The following is a 22,122-nucleotide window of genomic DNA, read 5'->3' as shown; positions in this document are numbered from 1 at the left end:
AGGTTTACTACGTTAAATTATAAAAATTAAAGGAGTGAGTACTTTGGCTGAAATCTATCAAAAGGAAATTAAGCTCAGTGATTACCGGAAAGAGGATTTAATTAAGTTTTACAGAGAAATGGTGAAAATCAGGAAATTTGATGAACACCTGATTCGTTTAATGCATGAAGGGAAAGTGTCCGGGTTCTATCATTCCGGTATCGGTTCAGAAAGTGTCTCAGTGGGTTCTATCACGAATATCCTCCGTGATGAAGATTATATCTTCTATAATCACCGGGGCTGCAATCAAAAGATTGCTAAAGGCGTACCTCTCTCTAAAATTTACGGGGACTTCCTGGGGACGGTAGAGGGAACCACAAGAGGATTGGGCGCAGGGATTGTACATAGCGCCGATCCTTCAAGAGGCGTATTGGGCCAATGCGGAACGATTGGATCCCAGTTTAATATTGTTGTAGGGACAGCCTATTCTGCTAAATTAAGAGGCACTGACCAGGTTTCAGTTTGCTATTTTGGTGATGGAGCAGCATCTCGTGAACCATTGCACGGTTCCCTTAACTGGGCAGGGTTGTATAAGCTTCCGGTCGTCTATATCTGCGAGAATAACGGCTATGCTATTTCTTCTACTTTTGAAGAAACACATTCGGTCAGGGAGCATTTAGCAGATTGGGCTTGGGGTTATGGAATTCCAAGCTGCGTAGTCGATGGCAACGATGTTCTATTAATGCAGGAAGTGGTGAAGGAAGCGGTTGAAAGAGCCAAACTTGGTGAGGGTCCTACTTTCATTGAGGCTCAAACCTTCCGCCACCGGGGCCACTTCGAAGGTGATGCCTATGATTATGTTGACAAGGCTGTCTTAAATGACTGGAAAGAAAACCGTGATCCGATTAAGAGCTTTAAGAAAAAATTGCTAGAAAATCAATATTGTACAGAGAACGATCTATTAAATGTTGATGAACAGGTGGAATATGAAATTCATGCTGCTATTAAAGTAGCCGAAAATGCGCCGCTGCCAGAACCAAATCGAATTTTTGAAGGCCTATATGCTTAAGGAGGGATAACGATGGGGACAGCTGTAAAAGTAAAAACAATTACCATGCGCGAAGCGATTATTGAAGCCTTAGTGGAGGAAATGGAGCGCGATCCAAGTACCGTTTTATTTGGTGAAGATGTTGGTAAATTTGGCGGGATTAATGCCATCACGAAGGGTTTGTACGAAAAATTCGGCGGCCAGCGCGTGTTTGACACACCTATCGCGGAAACTACGATTGTAGGTGCGGCCTTGGGGATGGCCATAACGGGGCTACGGCCAATACCTGAATTACAGTTCGGTGACTTTGTCGGAATAGCCTTTGATGAGGTGTTTAATAAACTTGGTAAATGGCGCTATATGCATGGCGGTCAGATGGAAGTGCCGGTCACATTAAGGTTACCGGTTGGGATTGCCGGCGGTGCCGGTCCGGAACATTCGCAAAGCCCGCAGGCATTGTTTATGCACGCTCCCGGCATTCACATTGCGATTCCATCCACACCAGCAGATGCAAAGGGCTTATTAAAAACCGCGATTCGAGACAATAATGCGGTACTTTTCTTCGAACATAAGCTTCTTTATGGAATGAAAGGTGATGTTCCTGAGGAGGAATACTTAATTCCGCTCGGAAAGGCTGATGTAAAACGTGTGGGAACGGATGTAACGATTATTGCTACCGCCCTGCAGGTACACACAGCCTTGAATGCCGCGAACACCTTGGCGAAAGACGGAATTGAGGCGGAAGTGATTGACCCGAGAACACTTGCGCCATTAGACATGGATACGATCCTAGCGTCTGTACGGAAAACAGGAAGGGTGCTGATTGTCCATGAAGAACCAAAAACAGGCGGCTGCGGTGCCGAAATTGCTGCACAAATTGCGGAAAAGGCCTTGTTCGATCTTCATGCCCCGATCAAGCGAATTGGCAGCCCGGATGTTCCGATAGCCCAAAGTATCTATTTGGAGCAATTCTACCGTCCGAGCGAAAATCAAATTATTGAAGTGGTTAAAGAATTACTAGAATACTAGTCGATGACGCCGAATACATCTATTCGGGATGTATTCGGCGATTCTTACATACTATTAAAAGGAGGAAATGTGGATGAATGAAGTTAAAATGCCCCGTCTCGGTGTCACGATGCAGGCAGGAACGGTAGCAAATTGGTTATTGGAAGAAGGTGATTTTGTCGAGAAAGGTGATTACCTTTTTGAAATGGAAACAGAAAAAGCCACAGTGGAAATTGAAGCCATGAATTCAGGCGTCCTGCGTAAGATTATCATTCCAGAGGGACAAGAGGTGCCTGTTAATACGGTTATTGCCATTCTTGCCGAAGAGGATGAAGAGATTAACCTTTCCCCATATTTAGAAGCACAACCTGCGGAAGAAGCAACAGTGCAGGTTGCTGCAGCAGTTGAGGCTGTGGCTGAGAAACAAGAAGCAGCAGGGAAGGTAGGCGGAGGCGGCAAAGCCGCACCGAAAGCACGCCAGCTTGCCAAACAGTTGGGAATTGACCTTGCTACGGTGATTGGAACCGGAAAAGATGGGCTCATTACTGAAAAGGATGTCCAAAATGCTGCTGCCGTTACGGAAACAACTGCTGAACTTAGGATTAAAGAAACGATTCCTTTAAACCATGTAAAAAAATCTATGTCTGAAAACATGTTAAACAGCTGGAGAAACATCCCACAATTTACCCAAATCGTCAGTGTCAATATGACCCAAGTATTAAAGGCGAAGAAGGAGTTAGGGGGTGTTTCGATTAACGATGTAATTGTAAAGGCTGTTGCGAATGTGGTACGAGAGTATTCCATCGTAAATAGTAGATTAGAGGAAAATAAAATTGTTGTGTTTGAAGATGTGAACATTTCCGTTGCCGTCAACAGCGGGCAAGGATTAGTGGTGCCGGTAGTGAAAAATGCTGACAGCAAATCAGTATCAGAAATCTCGAAAGAAATTAAAGCCCTATCTGAAAAAGCAAATAATAATCAGTTAACATTGGATGATTATGCAAACGGAACGATTACCGTTTCGAATTTGGGCAGCCTTGGTATCGAAACAGGTACACCGATTATCAATGCTCCACAATCAACGATTATCTTTGCTGGCAGCATCCAAAAAACCCCTGTCGTAAATGAGTTTGACGAAATTGTGGTAGCCCCGATGATGAAGCTGTCAATTGCTTATGATCATCGGTTTATTGATGGTGTAACAGCTGCCGGATTTACCAATGCCGTGAAGAATGCTCTTGAAAATCTATCCGTTCATAGCCTGGTATAAGAGAGCCTTTTTGGTTATCTTTGGTCATATCACTAACTTTCTTATTTTTCTTGTTGCTGGTTACTATTGGAACCGCTCTAAAGGACAAAACTCGCCTTGAAATCGGTGAAACTGTCCTTAAGAACGGCTTTAAAGGACAAAACTCGCCTTGAAATCGGTGAAACTGTCCTTAAGAACAGCTCTAAAGGACAAAACCCGCACTGAAATCGGTAAAACTGTCCTTAAGAACGGCTCTAAAGGACAAAACCCGCCTTGAAATCAGTGAAACTGTCCTTAAGAACGGCTTTAAAGGACAAAACTCGTCTTGAAATCGGTGAAACCGTCCTTAAGAACGGCTCTAAAGGACAAAACCCGCACTGAAAATGGTAAAACAGTCTTTAAGAATTATAAAGAGACGAAATAGTTTGTAAAATCCGCCAAAAATCAATAAGGGAGTGATCCATCGTGTTTCATTTCACAGAAAGTGAAGAACAACGAAGAATGCTCGATAAAGCTTCGGAAATTATGGATAAATATGTATTTCCTAATGAGAAGTACATGGTTCCACATCGTGGGCTGTCAGATGAAAACTTAAAGCCCTTGCAGCAAATAGTAAAAGATAACGGATTATGGGCCGCACATTTACCGAAGGAATACGGCGGAATGGGAATGGGGTTCGTTTCTTTAGGGTTGCTATCTGAGGTGATTGGCCAAAGTCCAATTGGACCGTATATCTTTGGTTCCATGGCCCCAGATGCAGGTAACGGTGAGATTCTGGTTCATGCGGCAACAGAAGATCAAAAGGAAAAATATTTACGTCCTCTCGCAAACTACGATATTCGCTCTTGTTTTGCGATGACCGAACCGGAAGTGTCAGGTTCTGATCCAAGAACCCTTCAAGGCACGGCTGTCAAAGATGGTGATGAATGGGTGATAAACGCCCATAAATGGTACACAACAGGAGCTGAGGGGGCTGCTTTCGCCATCGCCATGGTGGTGACCGACCCCGCTGCAGACCCATATCACAGAACCAGCCTATTCATCGTTGATACCGATAACCCAGGCTTCGAAATTGTACGTGAGGTTCCCGTCATGGGTGACCATTATGTCGGCGGACACTGTGAAGTTCGCTTTAATAACTGCCGTGTTCCGGAGAAAAACATGCTCGGGAGACGCGGCGAAGGCTTTAAGCTGGCCCAACTGCGCTTAGGCCCTGGCCGGATTACCCATGCCATGCGCTGGATTGGTGTTGCCCGCCGCTCATTAAATGAAATGATTGATTATTCCTTAACGAAAAAAGATGGTAAAAAGACACTAGCAGACTCGCAAATAATTCAAAACTATATTGCAGATTCAGAAGCAGAAATACAAGCTTCGAGACTCCTAACATTGCATGCAGCTTGGAAAATGGACCAGGGCGATGAATCCCGCAAAGAAGTATCCCTCATCAAGTTTTACGGTGCACAAGTACTGAACAATGTGATTGACCGTGCCATTCAAACTCTTGGAATGTACGGTTTAACCCCTAATACACCGCTCGAGGGCCTGTACCGTGAAGCAAGAGCCGCCCGCATTTATGATGGTGCTGACGAGGTCCACCGCATGGTCGTAGCGAGACACGTTTTAAAAGAGTATCAAGAAAAGGAGAGATTGAATGAGCCAGCAGCAGTTCCAAAATAAAGTAACTGAAGTGAACTGGTCAAAGGTTGAAGAGTATCTTAAGCAGGAAATCCCCGTGCTAAGTGACGAATCCATTCAGGTCAAAGCTTTTTCAGCAGGATACTCAAACTTAACGTACTTTATCAAAATCGGAGATTGGCAGGCAGTATTAAGAAGACCACCGTTTGGCGCCATCCCTCCTAAAGCTCATGATATGAAAAGAGAATTTATCATCCTTCAGAAACTAAATCGCGTTTTTTCATTAGCACCTAAACCCTTTCTTTATTGTGAGGATTCAAGGATTATGGAGCGGCACTTTTATGTGATGGAGAAAAAAGAAGGTGTCGTGATTGATGATTCCGTGCCTGATGAGTTTCAAACCCGAGAAAATACCGGCTTACTAGTTTCCAATGCTGTTGTGGATACCCTGGCACAGTTGCACGCCGTAGATTATGAAGCAGCCGGGCTGCAAAATTTCGGATATCCGGATGGGTACTTAAGCCGGCAGGTGCATGGCTGGATTAAACGATTCCATAACTCGAAAACAGATGATATTCCTTCTGTTGAAAAATTAGAGAAGTGGTTAATTGACAATATCCCATCTTCACCCGCACCATCTATCGTTCATAATGACTTTAAATTAAATAATATGATGTTTTCTGCCAGCAACCCAGGAGAAGTCGTCGGCGTCTTTGATTGGGAATTAAGTACAATCGGGGACCCATTGACAGATCTAGCCTCCGCGATCGCCTACTGGGCGGAACCTGGTGAGGAAGATAGCGGGTTGACGTCCGTTACAGCCAATCCCGGTTTTCTCTCCAGAAAAGAAATGTTAGAACGATATGCGAAGAAAAGCGGCCGTGACGTATCCAACATTGATTATTATCTAACGTTTGCTTTTTATAAAATTGCCGTCATCCTTCAGCAACTTTATTACCGCTGGAAAATTGGCGAAGCACCGGATGAACGCTTTGGCAAACTAGATACGGGCATTAAAAACCTGCTAAAACAAGCAGCAAAAGCACAGCGGAAGGAGCTTTTGCGATAAAAAGGTTTAATTAAGCTAAAAAAAGCTTCTCTATTAGCGGATTTTAGCCGTCTATTAGCGAATTTCCGACTTTTATTAGCGAATTTAGCAGTTTTATTAGCGAATTATCCCCGTTTATTAGCGAATTGGATTCCCACGGATTATTTAGGAGTTAGCCTTTAACAAAGGAGTGAAACACATGTCCAACACAATAGTAGATATTGAGCTCGAAATACTAAAAAAGACCGTCCATGCCTTTATCAAAGACCGTGTTCTGCCCGCAGAACATGCACCTGAAAAGTATGTAAAAGAGCTTTCCGAAGAAGTTGTCGCCCATCTCCAAACCGAGGCCAAAAAGGCGGGATTACAGGCATTGCATGCTAAACAGGAATGGGGCGGGACAGGATTGTCATTATCAGCAAGAGCTGTTTTGCTTGAGGAAGCCGCTAAGCACAGACTGGGACTCTACCATCCTGCCGGCGATGCATTTGGCGGAGATTTCCCAAGTTTTTTGGACAAATGTTCGCGGGAGCAGATTGATAAATATATAAAGCCTGCCATCAGCCTGGGCAAGGGATGTTTTGTTGCCGTATGGGAGGAACAAGAAGATAACCATCTTGACAGATTGACCACGACAGCTATAAAGGACGGAACTGAGTGGATCATTAATGGCCATAAGGCTTTCATACAAAACATGGCTCAATCTTCCTTTGGTGTCATTCTTGTAAACTGTCAATTAGAGAATGGCGATTATCAGCCAGCCTTATTTTTACTGGAGGCCAATCAACTTAGTATTAAGGAAACCGTGATGATTGATGTTCAATCAACTCACAGTATTGTATTGGAAAATATCCGCGTCAACGATTGTCAACGAGTTGGGGCAATAGGGGAAGGCACGGCTCTCGTTCAGCACTGGCTTGCAGAGGCACAGGTATTGCTTGGTGCAAAAAGCATCGGCATAGCTACCAAAGCGCTTGAATTTGGGAAACAATATGCAATGATACGAATTACTAGAGGGAAACCGCTAGCTGAATTTCCAACTATCCGTACCATGCTGGCAAAATCATTTTTGAATCTACAGGCTGCAAGATTAATGGTAAGCGATGCAGCCAAAAAAATAGAATCAAAGGAACAGAATTGGCAGCTTGCAGCACAAATGGCAAAACTGCAGGCAACCGAAACTGCTTCAAAAGTCATCGATGATATTGTGCAAATACACGGCGGTTCGGGGTTCGCCGGTGACCTGCCAATCGAGCGGTGGTACAAGGAAATTCGAATAGCAAGGGTAAACCTACAAAAAGCTGAAACTATCATGGAAAATATTGCCGATATAATTCTTTAGAGTTAAAGAAAACTTCTCTTAAGGGGTCTGACCTGTCAAGTTTCCGGATTACAATCATAGCGGGATCCGGCCCTTTATTTAAAAATATTTTTTGAAAATTACGATAAATGGAGGGATTTTCGATTATAAATGGAATTTTAATATAGTAACCTTTCAATTTTAAACTTTTTGTCAGTTAAGGAGCGATACCATGATAGATTTCATTCGATCAAGACAATTGTTAGTAGACCAAATGCTTGAGCGGTCAACAAGAAGGTTTCCCAATAAGATTGCATTAGTGAGCAATGAGGTGCGGGTAACCTATGAAGATCTAAATAATCGGGTCAACGTCCTGGCTGGATGGCTCCAATTCAAAGGTATTCAAAAGGGTGATAAGGTTGCCTTATTACTGTTTAATCGGATTGAGTATGCAGAGTGTTTATATGCCTTAGCCAAAATAGGGGCTGTCGCTGTTCCGATTAACTTCCGGTTACAGCCAGCTGAAATTGAGTATATTCTCACAAACTCTGAAGCAAAAATGATCGTGGTTGACAACAAACTTGTTTCTACGATAGAAACTATAAAAAACCATCTTCTGAACCTAGAAGAAATTGTTGTGGTTGATGATAACAGCCTACATAATGATTCCCATTATCCATATAATCAAATTTTTGCCAATCCATATACTCCAAGTTTGGTTGAGCTTGAAGATGATGATGATTTCTTAATTTGCTATACATCCGGGACAACAGGCAAACCAAAGGGTGCTGTCCTATCACATAAGAATGTTTATATGAATGCCATGAACTATTCTCTTGAATTCGGCCTTACAAAGGATGAGGTCCAATTAATTACGACTCCGATGTTCCATATTGGCGGGATTTCTGCCTTCTCCATGGTGATTCTCATGGGAGGAAGGTCTATTTTTCATGATAAATTTGAACCGGAACGCGTATTGGAAACCTTTGAAGCTGAGAGGATTACGTATAGTTTCATGGTCCCTTCCATGTGGAATATGTTATTGGAACATCCGAGATTCTTAGAATTTGATGTTTCAAGTTTGCGGGTTCTTTGTACTGCTGCTGCTTCCACACCATTAGAATTGAAAAAACGACTCATGAAGCATTTCCCAAATGCAGGAGTTTTTGATACTTACGGCCAGACAGAAACCTCTCCTGGAACTACAACGCTAAAACCTACCGATTCCTTAAATAAATCTGGCTCGGTGGGATTGTCTTTTACCAATGTCGAGATTCGGGTTGTTGATGAGCGGATGCTCGATGTTGAACCGGGACAGGTTGGCGAAATTATTTTCAGAGGTCCGACGGTTATGAAGGGCTATTATAAAAATCCTGAGGCAACAGCGGAAGCGTTTCGAGGCGGATGGCTGCACAGCGGCGATTTGGCAGTGACAGATGAAGAGGGATATATTTCCGTTGTTGACCGTAAAAAGGACATGATTATCAGCGGCGGTGAGAATATTTATCCGAAAGAAATTGAAGAGGTATTATATACCCACCCTGATGTTCTTGATGCTGCAGTTATTGGTGTCTCGGACCCTAAATGGGGCGAGACTGTAAAAGCGTTAATTGTCCTGCGCAATGGGAAAAGGTTAACTGAACAAGAGGTCATCAACTTTTGTTCAAGTGCCTTAGCCAGCTACAAAAAACCGCGCTATGTTGAATTTTTGGAGGAATTGCCACGGAATGCGGCAGGAAAAATTCTAAAAACTGTTTTAAGAGAATTAGAAAGTACCAGAAAGGAGTCGTAAATTTTGCTTACAGAAATAGGAGTCACACAAGTAACCGTCCCGCTTCCTTTTCGTTTAAATCACGTGAATTGTTTTTTAGCCGAGGGAGCAAATGGATGGACTATCATCGATGCAGGTTTAAACACGGAGGTTTCCAGGGATATCTGGACGCCAATTATTGAAAAACATGATGTCCAAGATATTATCATTACCCATTATCATCCCGACCATTTTGGCTATGCCGGGACTTTACAGCAATTAACCAACGCCGAAGTTTGGATGACCGAAGTGGATGCAAAGACAGGACTAGACTGCTGGGAACCAGAATCGATCGCTGAAATGAAGCAGCATTATGATACCTTTGGTTTTCCTGATGATTTATCCATGATTCTAACATCAGATGAAAATAGTTTTAATGCTAAAGTAAAACCTTATCCTACAGTAAACCGTCATCTCATTGAGGGAATGAAAATCCCTTTCGGCCGTTATGAATACGAGGTGATTTTCACCCCGGGACACTCAGATGGATTAATTAGCCTTTTTAACAAGGAACATAGTATTCTTTTTTCAACGGACCATATTTTGCCGAGAATTTCGCCAAATATCTCTTATTGGTTCCGGGGTATCCGCAATCCATTAGAAGCATTTTTTCAATCTCTTGAAAAAATAAAAGTATTGGATGCAGAGTACGTCATCCCTTCCCATGGCAAACCTTTTCAAGGAGCCAACCAGAGAATCGATGAATTATTGGCACATCATCAGGAGCGATTGGAAAAAGTCTGTGAGGTGCTGAAACAACCAAGGACCATCTACGAAGTTAACGGGCATTTGTTTCAAAATTTAAACATTCACGAAACACGCTTTGCTGTTGGTGAAACATTAGCACACCTGGAATATCTTTATTTTAAAAATCAGTGCACAAAAAGTTTGCATAATGGTACTTGGTATTATGAAGGTGTATAAATAGAAAAAATACCCCAAGAGGAATTTTCAACCTATCATAGAAATTATAATTATAACAATTTTTTGAGGTGATTTCATGGAGGCAGTCATCATCGACCAACTTCCGTTTCCGTTTTTTATCACTGCGTCCGATAATCGCATCTTATATCGCAATGAAATTTTTAAAAAGCACATTCCGTTTTCAGGAAAATGTATCCAGGAGGTCTTTGATACCTGGGTAGAGTTAAGGGGAGGGCAGCTTGTTCATGCATCATTGGAGGGTAAGGATTGGATTTTTATCAAAAGCCTTTTCCCTGATTCTGAGAATATCGGCTATATCGGCACCTTTTCTACTGAACTGACTTCCTTGATCAAGGAACTAAAGGAAGCCAATAAAGTAAACCGTGAGCTTAATGCGGTTATTGAGAATATGTATGACGGGATTTATATTACCAATAAAGAAGGCATTACCGTTAAAACAAATTCGGCGATTGAAAGGCTGACCGGGATTCCAAAGGAATATTATATTGGCAAAAAAGTCGATGACTTGATAAAAAGGGGAATTTTAAAAAATTCCGTCACCCATCAGGTCCTAGAGAAAAAGCGAAGCGTGTCTTTAGTCCAGCAAAATTTTAAAGGCAGGGAAGTGCTTTTGACCGGCAGTCCTGTTCTTGATGAAAATGGAGAAATCGAAAGTATTGTCACCAATATCCGCGACCTATCAGAGCTAAATGACCTGCAGGCCGCACTGACAAAAGCAAATCAGTTGAATCATAGTTATAAAGAAGAAATTGAGCGTCTGAAAGGCAAATCATTTACAAAAAGTGGTGTGGTTATCCGGAGTGAGCAGTTGCAGAAAATTTATGAGACAGCAGAGCGCATCGCCAATGTCGATGCAACCGTGCTGATTCTTGGTGAAACAGGAACAGGGAAAGATGTCCTGGCCCGCTATATATTTGACAATAGTGAACGAAGCCGGAGAGGCCAAATGATTAAAATCAATTGCGGTGCCATTCCTCCGGATTTGCTCGAATCGGAATTGTTTGGCTATGAGGCCGGTGCCTTCACTGGAGCGAGTGGCAAAGGAAAGGCGGGTATGTTTGAGCTTGCCAATGATGGCGTCCTTTTCCTGGATGAAGTGGGTGAGCTTCCGCTTCACTTGCAGGTGAAACTGCTAAGGGTCATCCAGGAGCGGGAAGTGCAGCGGATCGGCGGAACGGTCCCTAAGAAAGTGGATGTGCGCATCATTGCTGCTACCAACAGAAATTTAAAGGAAATGGTAGCGGACGGGAAGTTTCGCGAGGACTTATTTTATCGTTTGAATGTGATTCCCATTTCCATTCCACCGCTCAGCGATAGAAAGGCCGATATTCTGCCGCTCGTCGATTATTTCCTGGAGGTAATGAATAGCAAATATTCCTTGAAAAAACAACTCTCCTCGGGTCTCAAAGAGTTCTTTTATAATTATGGCTGGCCGGGGAATGTCCGTGAATTGTCTAATTTGATTGAGAGAATGTGCCTTGTTACAGAAGAATCAATCTTAACCGTTGATCATTTACCAGTCGATTATAGAAAAACGGAAATGCAGGCCATTCCTATCAATGAATTGATGACTTTGAAGCAGGCGGCGGAAATGGCGGAGGAGCAGCTTCTCAAACTGGCACTGAAAAAATATCGGACCACCTATGAATTAGCGGAAGCACTGGACAGCAGCCAGCCAACCATCGTGCGGAAATTAAAGAAATACAACTTGAATTTTTAATCTACCAAACCGCCTGTTATGGGTGGTTTTTATTTTTGATTTAAAATTGATTTTTTAATTCAAAAATGAATCACAGGAATTAACTATAATTTGGCCCTTTCTTTAATTCAAAAATGAATCATTTAAATTATAAAAAGGTTCAAAATATTTATTTTAAAGCGTTTCCAATGTTGGCACGGTTCTTGCATCTATTTTATTCAGAAACTAAAAAGAGGAGGAAATACATATGTTAGTGACACTTCCACAAGAAATTGAACAAATGAAACAAATGGTTCGTAACTTTGTTGAAAAAGAAGTTGAACCATACGCTCAGGTGATTGAGGATGAAGACCGCATTCCTCAGCACTTGGTTGAGCAGGCAAAAGACTTAGGGTTATTCGGGATCAGCATTCCAGAGGAATACGGCGGCATCGGCCTCAATGCTGTTGGTAAGGCCGTCGTGCTGGAGCAACTTGGCCGTACGCATAATGGTTTTGTTAGCTTAATCAGTGCTCACACAGGTATCGGTTCGACCGGACTTGTGAAGCTAGCTTCAGATTATCTGAAACAAAAATACCTTCCAGATATGGCCGCCGGCCGAAAAATTGCCGCATTCGCACTTTCTGAACCAGGAGCTGGGTCAGATGCTACTAATCTAGCAACTCGTGCCGAGAAAAAGGGCAGTAACTGGATTTTGAACGGGACAAAGCATTTCATAACCAATGCACCGGTCGCTGATGTCTTTACAGTTTTTGCATTAACAGACCCTGAAAAAGGTGCCAAAGGCGGCATTACTGCTTTCCTCGTAGAAAAGAATTTTCCAGGCTTTACTGTAGGCAAGAAGGATAAAAAAATGGGCTTGCGCGGTTCCTATACGGCCCAATTAATTTTTGAAGACTGCGTAGTTCCTGAAGAAAATGTCATTGGTGAAGTCGGCATGGGCTATATGTCCGCGTTAAAAATCCTGGGCGAAGGCCGCGTAGGGTTGGCCGCACGGTCCGTCGGTTCCTGCGACAAGTTAATTGAGTTATCCGCCTCCTATGCAAAGCAAAGAGTCCAATTTAAAAAACCAATTGCCGAAAACCAAGCTATTCAGTGGATGCTTGCTGATATGGCTACCGAAACAGAGGCAGCAAGAGCCCTTACCTTAAAAGCGGCGATGATGATTGATGAAGGCAAGAGAGTGATCAAGGAAGCATCGATGGCAAAATTATTTGCTTCTGAAGTGTTTAACAGAGTGGCCGACAAAGCCGTTCAAATACATGGCGGTATGGGGTATGTATCTGACTATCCAGTCGAACGCTTCTACCGTGATGCTAGGATCACAAAGATTTATGAAGGTACAAACGAAATCCAGCGTCTGATTATTGCAAGAAGAATCTTAGAAGAAAATTAAGATGGGGGAAGAGCATGCAAAAAGAATTGTTTAATATCGAAAATAAGGTTGCTTTTATCACGGGCGGAGGAAGAGGCCTTGGCCGGCAAATCGCTGAGGCTTACGCTTCCTCCGGTTGCCACATCGCCGTCTGTTCGCGGCATTTAGACCAGTGCGAGGAAACAGCACAGTATTTAGAAGAAAAGTATGGTGTCAAGGCAAAAGGTTATTCTTGCAATATCCAAAATGAAAACGAAGTCAACGAGTTGGTAAACCAGATTCTCTCTGATTTTGGCCAAATTGACATCCTTGTCAACAACAGCGGAGCCACATGGGGAGCACCGGTTGAAGAAATGCCGCTAGAAGCATGGGAAAAGGTCATGAACGTGAACCTGACAGGGATGTTTTTAGTGACAAAAGCAGTCGGCAGACAAATGATTGAGCGTAGGTCCGGTAAAATTATTAACATTGGATCGGTCGCTGGCATCAAGGCGGAACCGCCTGAAGTGCTGAATGCCATTGGCTACAGCACGAGCAAGGCAGCCGTTCATCATTTTACAAAAGACCTTGCTAGAAAATGGGCCCGTCATCAAATTTATGTCAATGCCATTGCACCGGGATTCTTCCCATCCAAAATGACGAAACATGTGCTGGCAGAACGCGGAGAGGAAATCAAAAAGCACAATCCGCTCGGCAGAATCGGTGATGACCACGCCCTAATGGGAGCCGCGCTTTACTTCGCCAGCCCGGCGAGTGATTTTGTAACGGGGCAGGTATTGGCTGTGGATGGGGGAAGTACTCTTTAGGGCTCGTCCTCTCAGCCTGAAAAACGTCTTGCGAGAGTAAATCGAGTTTATCCGAGAGAAAATCGAGCTTATGCGAGAGTATTTCTTGCCTAATCGAGAGTAAAAACGTCTTGCGAGAGAAAATTGAGTCCTTACGAGAGTAAATAAGGCCTATCCGAGAGTATTTCCAATCTATCCGATAGAAAAAGCTGTTTATCCGAGAGTATTGCCCGAAACCATATTTAATTCAATGCTTCAAAAGGAGGTGCAACATTATTGCGACGATTAAGCAACCGGCCATGGGCAAAATATTACGAACACAATGCCAGTGTCGAAATTCCGGAAATTCCGCTTTACCGCATGCTGGAAGAATCCGTACAAAAATATAGGGATAAAACAGCAATTATTTTCGAGGATGAACATGTCACTTTTCAAGACCTGAAGGATCAGGTCGACAGGCTGGCAGGCGCTTGGCTGGAGATGGGCTTCCAAAAAGGCGAGCGGATCGGCTTAATGCTTGCCAATCATCCAGATTATATTATTTGTTATTATGCTGCACAAGCACTCGGGCTGACGGTCGTGCAAATCAATCCATTGTATACGCCAAGAGAGCTATTGCAAATCGTTAATGACTCGCAGGTATCCTATATTGTAGGGGATCCAAAGTCTAGAAAAACCATTCTCGATGTAAACGAAGTCTATCCGTTTCGGTACATTATTGGCTCACAATTTGAAGATTTGCACTCAGAAGAGTGTAAAACTCTGGATTTGCTAATTCCATTTTCAGAACCAATCAATGCACCTGTGGAAATAGACGTCAGGGAAGATATTGCGGTCATTCAATATACCGGTGGCACTTCCGGGAAAATGAAAGGGGCCATGCTCACCCATTACAACCTGGTTGCCAATGTGGTTCAAAGTCTTCATATGTATGGGGAGAACATGGTTCGCGGTGAGGAGACCATTCTCGCTGCAACCCCTTTGTATCACGTGTACGCCATGACAAGTGCTATGAATCTCGGAATCTATATTGGTGCCAAAATTTTGTTGTTCAGGAAATTTGAAATCAATCATGTTCTGGAAAAAATTGAACAATATCAACCTACATTTTTTCCAGGTGTACCCAAAATGTATATTTCTTTCGTGAACCACCCAGTAATCAAAGATTATAGCTTGAACTGCTTGAAATTTTGTTCATCCGGTTCTGCGCCGCTGCCGGTAGAAGTGCTCAAAGGATTTGAGGGACTAACGGGTGCAAAAATATCCGAAGGATTCGGGTTGTCGGAAGCATCGCCTACCACACACCGCAATCCGCCTTTTGGAATACGGAAGGTTGGAAGTATTGGGATTCCCTTGCTTGATACGGATTGTATGATTGTGGATGAACAAAACAACGAGGTTGGTCCGAAAAGTATTGGGGAGCTGTTAATTAAAGGCCCGCAAATTATGAAAGGTTACTGGAACAACCAAGAAGAGACAAGTGCAGCACTCCAGGACGGATGGCTTCATACGGGAGACCTCGCGATGATGGATGATGACGGCTATTTTTACATCGTCGGCCGCAAAAAAGAAATGATTATTGTCGGTGGATTCAATATTTATCCTCAAGAGGTGGAGGGTGTCCTTTATGAACACCCAGATATCGAGGAAGCAGCCGTTGTTGGCATTCCCCACGAAGTGCACGGGGAAATCGTCAAAGCATTTATTGTCACTAAAAGTGGGAGGGAAATCGATCTCGATGAACTGAAGGGATATTGCTATTCAAAATTAACGCCATACAAAGTTCCAAAAGTGTTTGAAGTGCGCGAGGCGCTTCCGAGAAACACAGTTGGGAAACTATTAAAAAGGCTCCTAGTCAAAGAAGAGCTAGAGAGAGGAGAGCAGAATCATGCCAGCTGAAATTAGGAAAGTCGGCGTCGTTGGCGCCGGGACCATGGGGGCACAAATTGCCATGGTGTGTGCGCTCGGCGGCTATACCGTCACGCTCCAGGATGTAAGTGCAGAAAGCCTTGAAAAAGGAAGGCAAATTCTTGATGAACAAATGCAAAAAAGGGTGGCAAAAGGAAGGCTGACCGCGGAAACAGTAGAAGCAGCCTTCAGCCGAATCGCGTTCACCACTTCATTAGAAGAACTAAGCGATGCCGATTTTGTTATCGAAGCGATCGTTGAAAAATTGGAGATTAAAAGAGAGCTATTTTCAAAGCTTGATAAAATCACACCAGCCCACGCGATTCTTGCCACCAACAGCTCAACGATCGTTAGTTCGAAAATTGCTGATGCAACTGACCGGCCGGATCAAGTGTGTAATGTCCATTTCTTCAATCCAGCGCTCGTGATGGAGCTTGTCGAAGTGGTCCGTGGGCCGCACACTTCTGCCGAGACGGCCGAAACGGCAATGGAGTTTGTGAAGTCTATCAATAAGCTTCCAGTCTTGCTGAATAAAGAAATATCCGGTTTTGTCGCCAACAGGATTTTAGGGAAGCTGATGGACGAGGCATTGTTCCTTCTTGAAAATGGGATTGCAAGCCACGAAGATATCGACCTAGTTGTCAAAAAAGCGCTCAACCATCCAATTGGCCCATTTGCCCTAATGGATTTAACCGGACTTGATGTCAATTACCTCGTCCGCATGCAGCGTTACCAGGAGAGCGGTGACGAGAGGGACAAACCTTCGAGGATTGTTCAGGAAAAAGTTGAAAAAGGTGAACTGGGAAGAAAAACAGGCAAAGGATTTTACTCGTACGATGCCGCCCCAGCAAAAGTTTAATAGGAGGGAAATGAACATGAATATTTATGTGTTGTTAAAAAGAACGTTTGATACCGAGGAAAAAATTGTCGTCTCAAAAGGATCCATCCAAGAGGACGGTGCTGAATTTATTATCAATCCATATGATGAGTACGGTGTAGAGGAAGCGATTCAAATCCGCGACAATCAAGGCGGGGAAGTAACCGTCGTATCAGTTGGCGGGGAGGATGCAGAAAAGCAGCTGCGCACAGCGCTGGCAATGGGAGCAGACAAAGCTGTCCTAATCAATACGGAGAACGATCTTGAAACAGGCGACGAATTTACAACTGCAAAAATCTTGGCTGAATACCTGAAGGATAAGGATGCGGACCTGATTTTTGCTGGAAATGTAGCGATTGATGGCGGAAGCGGACAAGTCGGACCGCGTGTCGCTGACCTGCTTGATATCCCTTATGTAACGACCATTACAAAAATTGAAGTAGACGGCCAGAACGTCAATATCGTCCGGGACGTTGAAGGTAGCTCTGAAACTATTGAAACATCTCTGCCTCTTTTGGTAACTGCACAACAGGGTTTAAATGAACCGCGCTATCCATCATTACCTGGAATTATGAAAGCAAAGAAAAAGCCTCTTGAGGAATTGGAACTTGACGACCTCGATTTAGAAGAAGACGATGTCGAAGCGAAAACAAAAACAATCGAAATTTATCTGCCGCCGAAAAAAGAAGCCGGCCGCGTTCTTGAAGGAGAGCTTCAAAATCAGGTTAAAGAATTAGTAACTCTGCTGCATACGGAAGCAAAAGTAATTTAAGGAGGGACATGAATATGACTAGAAAAGTAATCGTACTTGGAGAAATCCGTGATGGGGAATTAAGAAATGTATCATTTGAAGGGATCGCCGCAGCGAAAACCGTTGCTGAAGGCGGTGAAGTAGTTGCTGTGTTGCTTGGAGAATCCGTTGGAAACCTGGCACCAGAGATGATTCAGTATGGCGCAGACCGGGCTGTCGTAGTGGAAAACCCTAAGCTTGCCAGCTACACTCCAGATGGCTTTTCCCAGGCAATCCTTGCTGTCGTGGAACAGGAACAGCCGGATGCGATAATTTTTGGCCACACGGCGCTTGGTAAGGACCTATCGCCAAAGGTTGCCAGCAAGCTTGGTTCCGGGTTGATTTCCGATGCCGTGGCGATTGAAGCAGCGGGAGGGAATGTTGTATTTACCCGCCCAATCTATTCCGGTAAAGCATTTGAAAAGAAAATTGTCACGGACGGTTTAATTTTTGCTTCCATCCGTCCAAATAATATTGCACCGCTTGAAAAAGATGCATCACGCACTGGTGAGGTATCCTCTGTTTCAGTAGAAATCAAGGATCTGCGTACCATCATCCGTGAGGTAGCGAAGAAAGCAATCCAGGGCGTTGACTTAACAGAAGCAAAAGTGATCATTTCTGGCGGCCGTGGTGTGAAAAGTGCAGAAGGCTTCAAGCCGCTTCAAGAACTTGCTGATGTCCTTGGCGGTGCTGTTGGTGCTTCACGCGGTGCATGTGATGCAGAATACTGTGATTATTCCCTTCAGATTGGCCAGACAGGTAAGGTCGTAACGCCTGACCTCTACATTGCCTGCGGTATCTCCGGGGCGATCCAGCACCTTGCGGGAATGTCCAACTCCAAAGTGGTCGTTGCCATCAATAAAGATCCGGAGGCCAACATTTTTAAAGTAGCCGATTACGGAATTGTCGGAGACTTATTTGAAGTGGTGCCAATGCTAACGGAAGAAATTAAAAACCTGCTTGTAAAAGCATAGGTTTTAAAAGGTTAATAGAAAAGAAGCCCCCTTGTAAGTGGGGCTCTTTCTGCATGAAAGGGGTAAATAGGATGGAAATAGTTAGTGTCATCGGTTCAGGTACGATGGGACGCGGAATTGCCTATACTAGTGCGGCAGCGGGTTTTATAACCTATGTCCAAGATATAAGTGAAACGGCCCTGGAAACCTGCCGATCCTACATCGAAAAGCAATTTAACCGAGCTGTTGAAAAAGGCGAGCTTGATAGAGAAGCGGCGGATTCGGCCATAAGCAGAATCCGCTATTCCACCCAGCTTGAAGAAGCTGCGAAGGATTCCGATATAGTCATTGAAGCTGTTTTGGAAATCATGGATTTAAAAATAGAAATCTTTAAGCAGCTGGATAAAATCGTTAAGCCTTCTGCGATTTTGGCTACCAATACATCGACGATGAGCCCAACGGAAATTGCGGCGCAAACATCGAGACCGGACCGCTGTCTTGCTCTTCATTTCTTCAACCCGGTACCGAGAATGAAGTTGATTGAAGTGGTTTGTGGATTGGAAACATCCGAGGAGACGATCGAAAGAAGTTTTGAATTTGGAAAAGCGCTCGGAAAGGAATGTGTCAAAATCAATGAATTCCCCGGCTTTGCTACCAGTCGGATGAACTGCCTGATTGGGAATGAAGCAATGAATATGGTCATGGAAGGTGTCGGGACGGTCGAGGATATTGATAAAGCGATTAAATTAGGCCTTAACCATCCAATGGGTCCGCTTGCACTTGCTGACCTTGTTGGCCTTGATACAAGGCTCCGCAATATGGAATACCTCCATAAAACACTTGGAGAGAAATACCGCCCATGTCCAATTCTTGTAAAATATGTAAAAGCAGGGCGGCTTGGGAAGAAAAACGGAAAAGGGTTTTATAACTATAATTAATAGGGGGAGTTATTGATGGAAAACTATCAAAATCTTGAAATTAATCGAAAAGGGCGCCTTGCCTATATCGTCATCAATCGTCCTGAGCTTCGGAATGCTTTGAACTTTGAAACCTTGCAGGAAATTGTTGCAGCCCTGAATGAACTTAAGGGAGATGATTCAGTAGGAGTTGTTGTTTTTACCGGAAAAGGCGAAAAATCCTTCGCTGCTGGAGCAGATATCAGCCAGTTAAAACTGAAGACAGCTCTCGATGTTTTCAAACCGGGCGGAATGCAAGAGGTATATGATCTGATTGAAATGTATGATAAACCAACCATTGCGATGGTAAACGGCTTTGCTTTAGGCGGGGGCTGCGAGCTTGCGCTTGCTTGTGATATTAGGGTCGCGTCCGCGAATGCCAAGTTTGGTCTGCCGGAACTGAATCTTGCTATCATTCCTTCTGCTGGAGGTACCCAGCGCCTGGCTCGCGTGGTTGGCAAAGGGAAAGCCCTTGAGATGATTCTGACCGGTAAAATGATTGACGGGGAAGAAGCGTACCGTATTGGATTGGTCTCTGAAGTAGTAGCACCGGAAGAGCTTGTAGCAAAAACTGAGGAAGTGGCGGATAAAATCCTCGCGAAAGGACCGCTGGCCGTCAAGTTGGCAAAGCTCGCCGTACTAACCGGATTTGAAACAGATCAAAGAACGGGCCTGCTTGTTGAAAAACTTGCCCAAGCTGTCCTGTTTTCTACAGAAGACAAAAACGAAGGAACATCTGCCTTTTTAGAAAAAAGAAAGCCGGAATTCGCATCTAAATAAAGTAACAAGTGCCTGGTATCATCCAGTTTATGGACGATGCCAGGCATTTTGTTTGTCGATTTTTTGGCTATAATTTTTGCAAGTAGCAAGGAAAAATGAAAATTATAGTCGAATCTTTTATTTAGTGCTTTTCTAAAAAATTTTATTGATGGAGTTATAGATGAACAAATTTGCCGTTAATCTCACAACTATTTTTACTGAAGTTCCTTTTTTAGAGCGGTTTAAGAAAGCCCAGGAGTGTGGATTTTCCTATGTAGAGTGTCAATTTCCGTATAATTATTCGATAGATGAAATACAGCGGGAACTAGTTCGAAATGATTTATCGATGGTGCTATTGAATTTGCCTCCGGGTAATTGGGAAAAGGGTGACCGGGGCCTTGGGGTTGACCCTAATCGAGTAGACGAGTTTAAAACCTCAGTTATGGAAGGAATCAAGTACGCAACTGCCTTGAACGTTCCAAGAATTCATTGTATGGCCGGTATCGTTTCTAAGGACGATTGTGAAACAGCGAAGGACATCTATTTGGAGAACCTTCATTATGCCGGAACGGAAATGGCGAAGCATGGCCTTACGATTTTGTTAGAACCAATCAACCAATTCGATATGCCGGGTTATTTTTTAAGTGATATTCGACAAGCTAAGGAAATTCTGGGTACATTGGGGCTGCAAAATATAAAGATTCAATTTGATTTTTACCATATTCAAAGAATCCATGGAAACCCACTCGCATTTTTTCAACAATATGCTGATGTAGTAGGGCATATTCAAATTGCCGATGTTCCGGGGCGGAATCAGCCTGGAGCTGGGGAAATGGATTATCAAAGTATTTTTCAATATTTAAATGATACATATCAAGGGTATATTGGGCTGGAATATACCCCTTTAGGGAAAAGCCAAGATAGTTTCGAATGGCTTAGGGCAGGAGGAAAATAAACATGAAAATAGGATTTATCGGTATTGGTGTAATGGGTTCAAGGATGGTAAAAAGACTCTTAGATCATGGGTATCAAGTAAGTGTCTATAACCGCACTAAGGAGAAAGTAAAAGCGCTGGTGGAGCATGGCGCCACTCATGAAGAATCCATTGCGTTGCTGGCTCAAAACTGTGAAGTTATTTGTACATGTTTATCTATGCCTGGAGACGTTTTGGAAGTTTATCAAGCTGGAATACTTGAAAATGCCCGGCCCGGCACTATTTGTATTGATTTTACTTCGGTCGGAGCAGACACTAGCAAAACCATATGCTCGCAAGCTATTGAAAAGGGAATTGATTATCTTGATTGCCCTGTAAGCGGCGGGCCTGAGGGAGCGGAAAGCGGTTCTTTAACCATAATGGTCGGAGGGAAATAGACTGCGTTTGAAAAAGTTTTTAAGATATTAGAAGTTGTCGGGGGAACGATTGAATATCTTGGACCGTCGGGCTCTGGCAGCATTGCTAAGCTCATGAACCAATATCTAGTTGCGGTCCATTCGCTGGCAGTTTCTGAAGTGATGGTAACCGGGTCTAAATTTGGCCTTGCTCCTGAGCAACTATACAAAATCCTCTCGACGAGCTATGGGGACAGCCGAATTTTACGCAGACATATGGAGGAATATGTCTTCGATCGTCAATTCGAGCCCGGCGGTGCAGTGAAATATGTTCATAAGGATGTCCGCTTGGCCAATCAGCTTTTACAAGAGGCAGGGTTGAGGGAATTTACGGGTCAATTGGCTGAGGAGGCCTATCGTTTTTCAACCGAGCAAGGTTTAGGCGATTTGGATATGTCGGCGGTTATTCTGCCGTTGGAGGAACAATGCGGGGTTGTGGTAAAGAAAAACAGTTAGTGTAATGAACGTAGAAAAATAGATATTATTAGGTTAGTATTTTACCCGTTGGGATGCCTGGATAGTTTCGACGGTAAAAATAGAGGTTCTATTTTACCTGCGTGAGCCCCGGAAACCTGTGGACGGTAAAAATAGAGGCCCTATTTTGCC

At 43.6% G+C, this 22,122-nt stretch carries 18 protein-coding genes and 1 pseudogene; all 19 read left to right on the top strand.

Annotation, left to right across the window (positions count from 1 at the left end; genetic code table 11):
* Positions 1 to 43: 43 nt before the first annotated feature.
* The 19 genes and pseudogenes from QNN06_RS15875 to QNN06_RS15785 all read left to right on the top strand — a co-directional run bounded on the left by QNN06_RS15875 (position 44) and on the right by QNN06_RS15785 (position 21,972).
* Entirely contained in the window at positions 44 to 1,048 is a 1,005-nt protein-coding gene (locus tag QNN06_RS15875) for a thiamine pyrophosphate-dependent dehydrogenase E1 component subunit alpha (protein ID WP_217037327.1), read from the top strand.
* A gap of 12 nt (positions 1,049 to 1,060) precedes the next feature.
* A complete protein-coding gene (locus tag QNN06_RS15870; RefSeq protein WP_213115439.1) occupies positions 1,061 to 2,056 on the top strand; it encodes an alpha-ketoacid dehydrogenase subunit beta in 996 nt (331 codons plus the stop codon).
* A 73-nt stretch (positions 2,057 to 2,129) separates the two neighbouring features.
* The gene (locus QNN06_RS15865; protein WP_284035410.1) at positions 2,130 to 3,305 is read left to right on the top strand and encodes a dihydrolipoamide acetyltransferase family protein; all 1,176 of its coding nucleotides are present in this window, start codon (positions 2,130 to 2,132) and stop codon (positions 3,303 to 3,305) included.
* Between the two features lie 444 nt (positions 3,306 to 3,749).
* Positions 3,750 to 4,964 (top strand): acyl-CoA dehydrogenase family protein, encoded by a 1,215-nt coding sequence (locus tag QNN06_RS15860; RefSeq protein ID WP_284035409.1) that lies wholly within the window; start codon positions 3,750 to 3,752, stop codon positions 4,962 to 4,964.
* A complete protein-coding gene (locus tag QNN06_RS15855) occupies positions 4,939 to 5,991 on the top strand; it encodes a phosphotransferase family protein (RefSeq protein ID WP_284035408.1) in 1,053 nt (350 codons plus the stop codon). Before QNN06_RS15860 ends, QNN06_RS15855 begins: the two co-directional genes overlap by 26 nt.
* A 178-nt stretch (positions 5,992 to 6,169) precedes the next feature.
* Positions 6,170 to 7,312: an acyl-CoA dehydrogenase family protein gene (locus tag QNN06_RS15850; protein ID WP_284035407.1), complete on the top strand. Its 1,143-nt coding sequence runs from the start codon at positions 6,170 to 6,172 to the stop codon at positions 7,310 to 7,312.
* A 190-nt stretch (positions 7,313 to 7,502) separates the two neighbouring features.
* On the top strand, positions 7,503 to 9,062 hold the full coding sequence (locus QNN06_RS15845; protein ID WP_217037333.1) for an acyl-CoA synthetase: 1,560 nt from the start codon (positions 7,503 to 7,505) through the stop codon (positions 9,060 to 9,062).
* A 3-nt stretch (positions 9,063 to 9,065) separates the two neighbouring features.
* On the top strand, positions 9,066 to 10,004 hold the full coding sequence (locus QNN06_RS15840; RefSeq protein WP_284035406.1) for an MBL fold metallo-hydrolase: 939 nt from the start codon (positions 9,066 to 9,068) through the stop codon (positions 10,002 to 10,004).
* A 76-nt stretch (positions 10,005 to 10,080) separates the two neighbouring features.
* Positions 10,081 to 11,745 carry a sigma-54 interaction domain-containing protein gene (locus QNN06_RS15835; RefSeq protein WP_284035405.1) on the top strand — a complete coding sequence of 555 codons (1,665 nt, stop codon included), beginning with the start codon at positions 10,081 to 10,083 and terminating at the stop codon, positions 11,743 to 11,745.
* A 226-nt stretch (positions 11,746 to 11,971) separates the two neighbouring features.
* Positions 11,972 to 13,120, top strand: coding sequence for an acyl-CoA dehydrogenase family protein (locus QNN06_RS15830; RefSeq protein WP_217037334.1), 1,149 nt, complete (start codon positions 11,972 to 11,974; stop codon positions 13,118 to 13,120).
* A 14-nt stretch (positions 13,121 to 13,134) separates the two neighbouring features.
* The gene (locus tag QNN06_RS15825; RefSeq protein ID WP_217037335.1) at positions 13,135 to 13,905 is read left to right on the top strand and encodes an SDR family oxidoreductase; all 771 of its coding nucleotides are present in this window, start codon (positions 13,135 to 13,137) and stop codon (positions 13,903 to 13,905) included.
* A 255-nt stretch (positions 13,906 to 14,160) separates the two neighbouring features.
* Positions 14,161 to 15,783, top strand: coding sequence for a long-chain-fatty-acid--CoA ligase (locus QNN06_RS15820; protein ID WP_254124861.1), 1,623 nt, complete (start codon positions 14,161 to 14,163; stop codon positions 15,781 to 15,783).
* Entirely contained in the window at positions 15,773 to 16,651 is an 879-nt protein-coding gene (locus QNN06_RS15815; RefSeq protein WP_249366375.1) for a 3-hydroxyacyl-CoA dehydrogenase family protein, read from the top strand. The genes QNN06_RS15820 and QNN06_RS15815 overlap by 11 nt, the downstream gene beginning before the upstream one ends.
* A gap of 16 nt (positions 16,652 to 16,667) precedes the next feature.
* Positions 16,668 to 17,441, top strand: coding sequence for an electron transfer flavoprotein subunit beta/FixA family protein (locus QNN06_RS15810; RefSeq protein WP_284035404.1), 774 nt, complete (start codon positions 16,668 to 16,670; stop codon positions 17,439 to 17,441).
* A gap of 14 nt (positions 17,442 to 17,455) precedes the next feature.
* Positions 17,456 to 18,433, top strand: coding sequence for an electron transfer flavoprotein subunit alpha/FixB family protein (locus QNN06_RS15805; RefSeq protein WP_284035403.1), 978 nt, complete (start codon positions 17,456 to 17,458; stop codon positions 18,431 to 18,433).
* 71 nt (positions 18,434 to 18,504) lie between these two features.
* On the top strand, positions 18,505 to 19,350 hold the full coding sequence (locus tag QNN06_RS15800) for a 3-hydroxyacyl-CoA dehydrogenase family protein (RefSeq protein ID WP_284035402.1): 846 nt from the start codon (positions 18,505 to 18,507) through the stop codon (positions 19,348 to 19,350).
* A gap of 15 nt (positions 19,351 to 19,365) precedes the next feature.
* Positions 19,366 to 20,148, top strand: a complete 783-nt coding sequence (locus tag QNN06_RS15795; protein WP_284035401.1) for an enoyl-CoA hydratase/isomerase family protein — start codon at positions 19,366 to 19,368, stop codon at positions 20,146 to 20,148.
* Between the two features lie 160 nt (positions 20,149 to 20,308).
* A complete protein-coding gene (locus QNN06_RS15790) occupies positions 20,309 to 21,082 on the top strand; it encodes a hydroxypyruvate isomerase family protein (protein WP_284035400.1) in 774 nt (257 codons plus the stop codon).
* Between the two features lie 2 nt (positions 21,083 to 21,084).
* Positions 21,085 to 21,972 (top strand): annotated as a pseudogene (locus tag QNN06_RS15785) (NAD(P)-dependent oxidoreductase).
* Positions 21,973 to 22,122 lie beyond the last annotated feature (150 nt).

Source organism: Neobacillus sp. 114, assembly GCF_030127045.1.
GTDB classification, from domain to species: Bacteria; Bacillota; Bacilli; order Bacillales; family Cytobacillaceae; genus Neobacillus; species Neobacillus rhizophilus.
This window is presented reverse-complemented; position numbering and strand designations above follow the sequence as displayed.

What these genes read in the sequence shown, in the direction of transcription:
- QNN06_RS15855 (WP_284035408.1), top strand. Translation starts at nt 4,939, where the DNA reads ATGAGCCAGCAGCAGTTCCAAAATAAAGTAACTGAAGTGAACTGGTCA.
- QNN06_RS15810 (WP_284035404.1), top strand. Translation starts at nt 16,668, where the DNA reads ATGAATATTTATGTGTTGTTAAAAAGAACGTTTGATACCGAGGAAAAA.
- QNN06_RS15800 (WP_284035402.1), top strand. Translation starts at nt 18,505, where the DNA reads ATGGAAATAGTTAGTGTCATCGGTTCAGGTACGATGGGACGCGGAATT.
- QNN06_RS15830 (WP_217037334.1), top strand. Translation starts at nt 11,972, where the DNA reads ATGTTAGTGACACTTCCACAAGAAATTGAACAAATGAAACAAATGGTT.
- QNN06_RS15845 (WP_217037333.1), top strand. Translation starts at nt 7,503, where the DNA reads ATGATAGATTTCATTCGATCAAGACAATTGTTAGTAGACCAAATGCTT.
- QNN06_RS15815 (WP_249366375.1), top strand. Translation starts at nt 15,773, where the DNA reads ATGCCAGCTGAAATTAGGAAAGTCGGCGTCGTTGGCGCCGGGACCATG.
- QNN06_RS15835 (WP_284035405.1), top strand. Translation starts at nt 10,081, where the DNA reads ATGGAGGCAGTCATCATCGACCAACTTCCGTTTCCGTTTTTTATCACT.
- QNN06_RS15865 (WP_284035410.1), top strand. Translation starts at nt 2,130, where the DNA reads ATGAATGAAGTTAAAATGCCCCGTCTCGGTGTCACGATGCAGGCAGGA.
- QNN06_RS15825 (WP_217037335.1), top strand. Translation starts at nt 13,135, where the DNA reads ATGCAAAAAGAATTGTTTAATATCGAAAATAAGGTTGCTTTTATCACG.
- QNN06_RS15790 (WP_284035400.1), top strand. Translation starts at nt 20,309, where the DNA reads ATGAACAAATTTGCCGTTAATCTCACAACTATTTTTACTGAAGTTCCT.
- QNN06_RS15850 (WP_284035407.1), top strand. Translation starts at nt 6,170, where the DNA reads ATGTCCAACACAATAGTAGATATTGAGCTCGAAATACTAAAAAAGACC.
- QNN06_RS15795 (WP_284035401.1), top strand. Translation starts at nt 19,366, where the DNA reads ATGGAAAACTATCAAAATCTTGAAATTAATCGAAAAGGGCGCCTTGCC.
- QNN06_RS15870 (WP_213115439.1), top strand. Translation starts at nt 1,061, where the DNA reads ATGGGGACAGCTGTAAAAGTAAAAACAATTACCATGCGCGAAGCGATT.
- QNN06_RS15805 (WP_284035403.1), top strand. Translation starts at nt 17,456, where the DNA reads ATGACTAGAAAAGTAATCGTACTTGGAGAAATCCGTGATGGGGAATTA.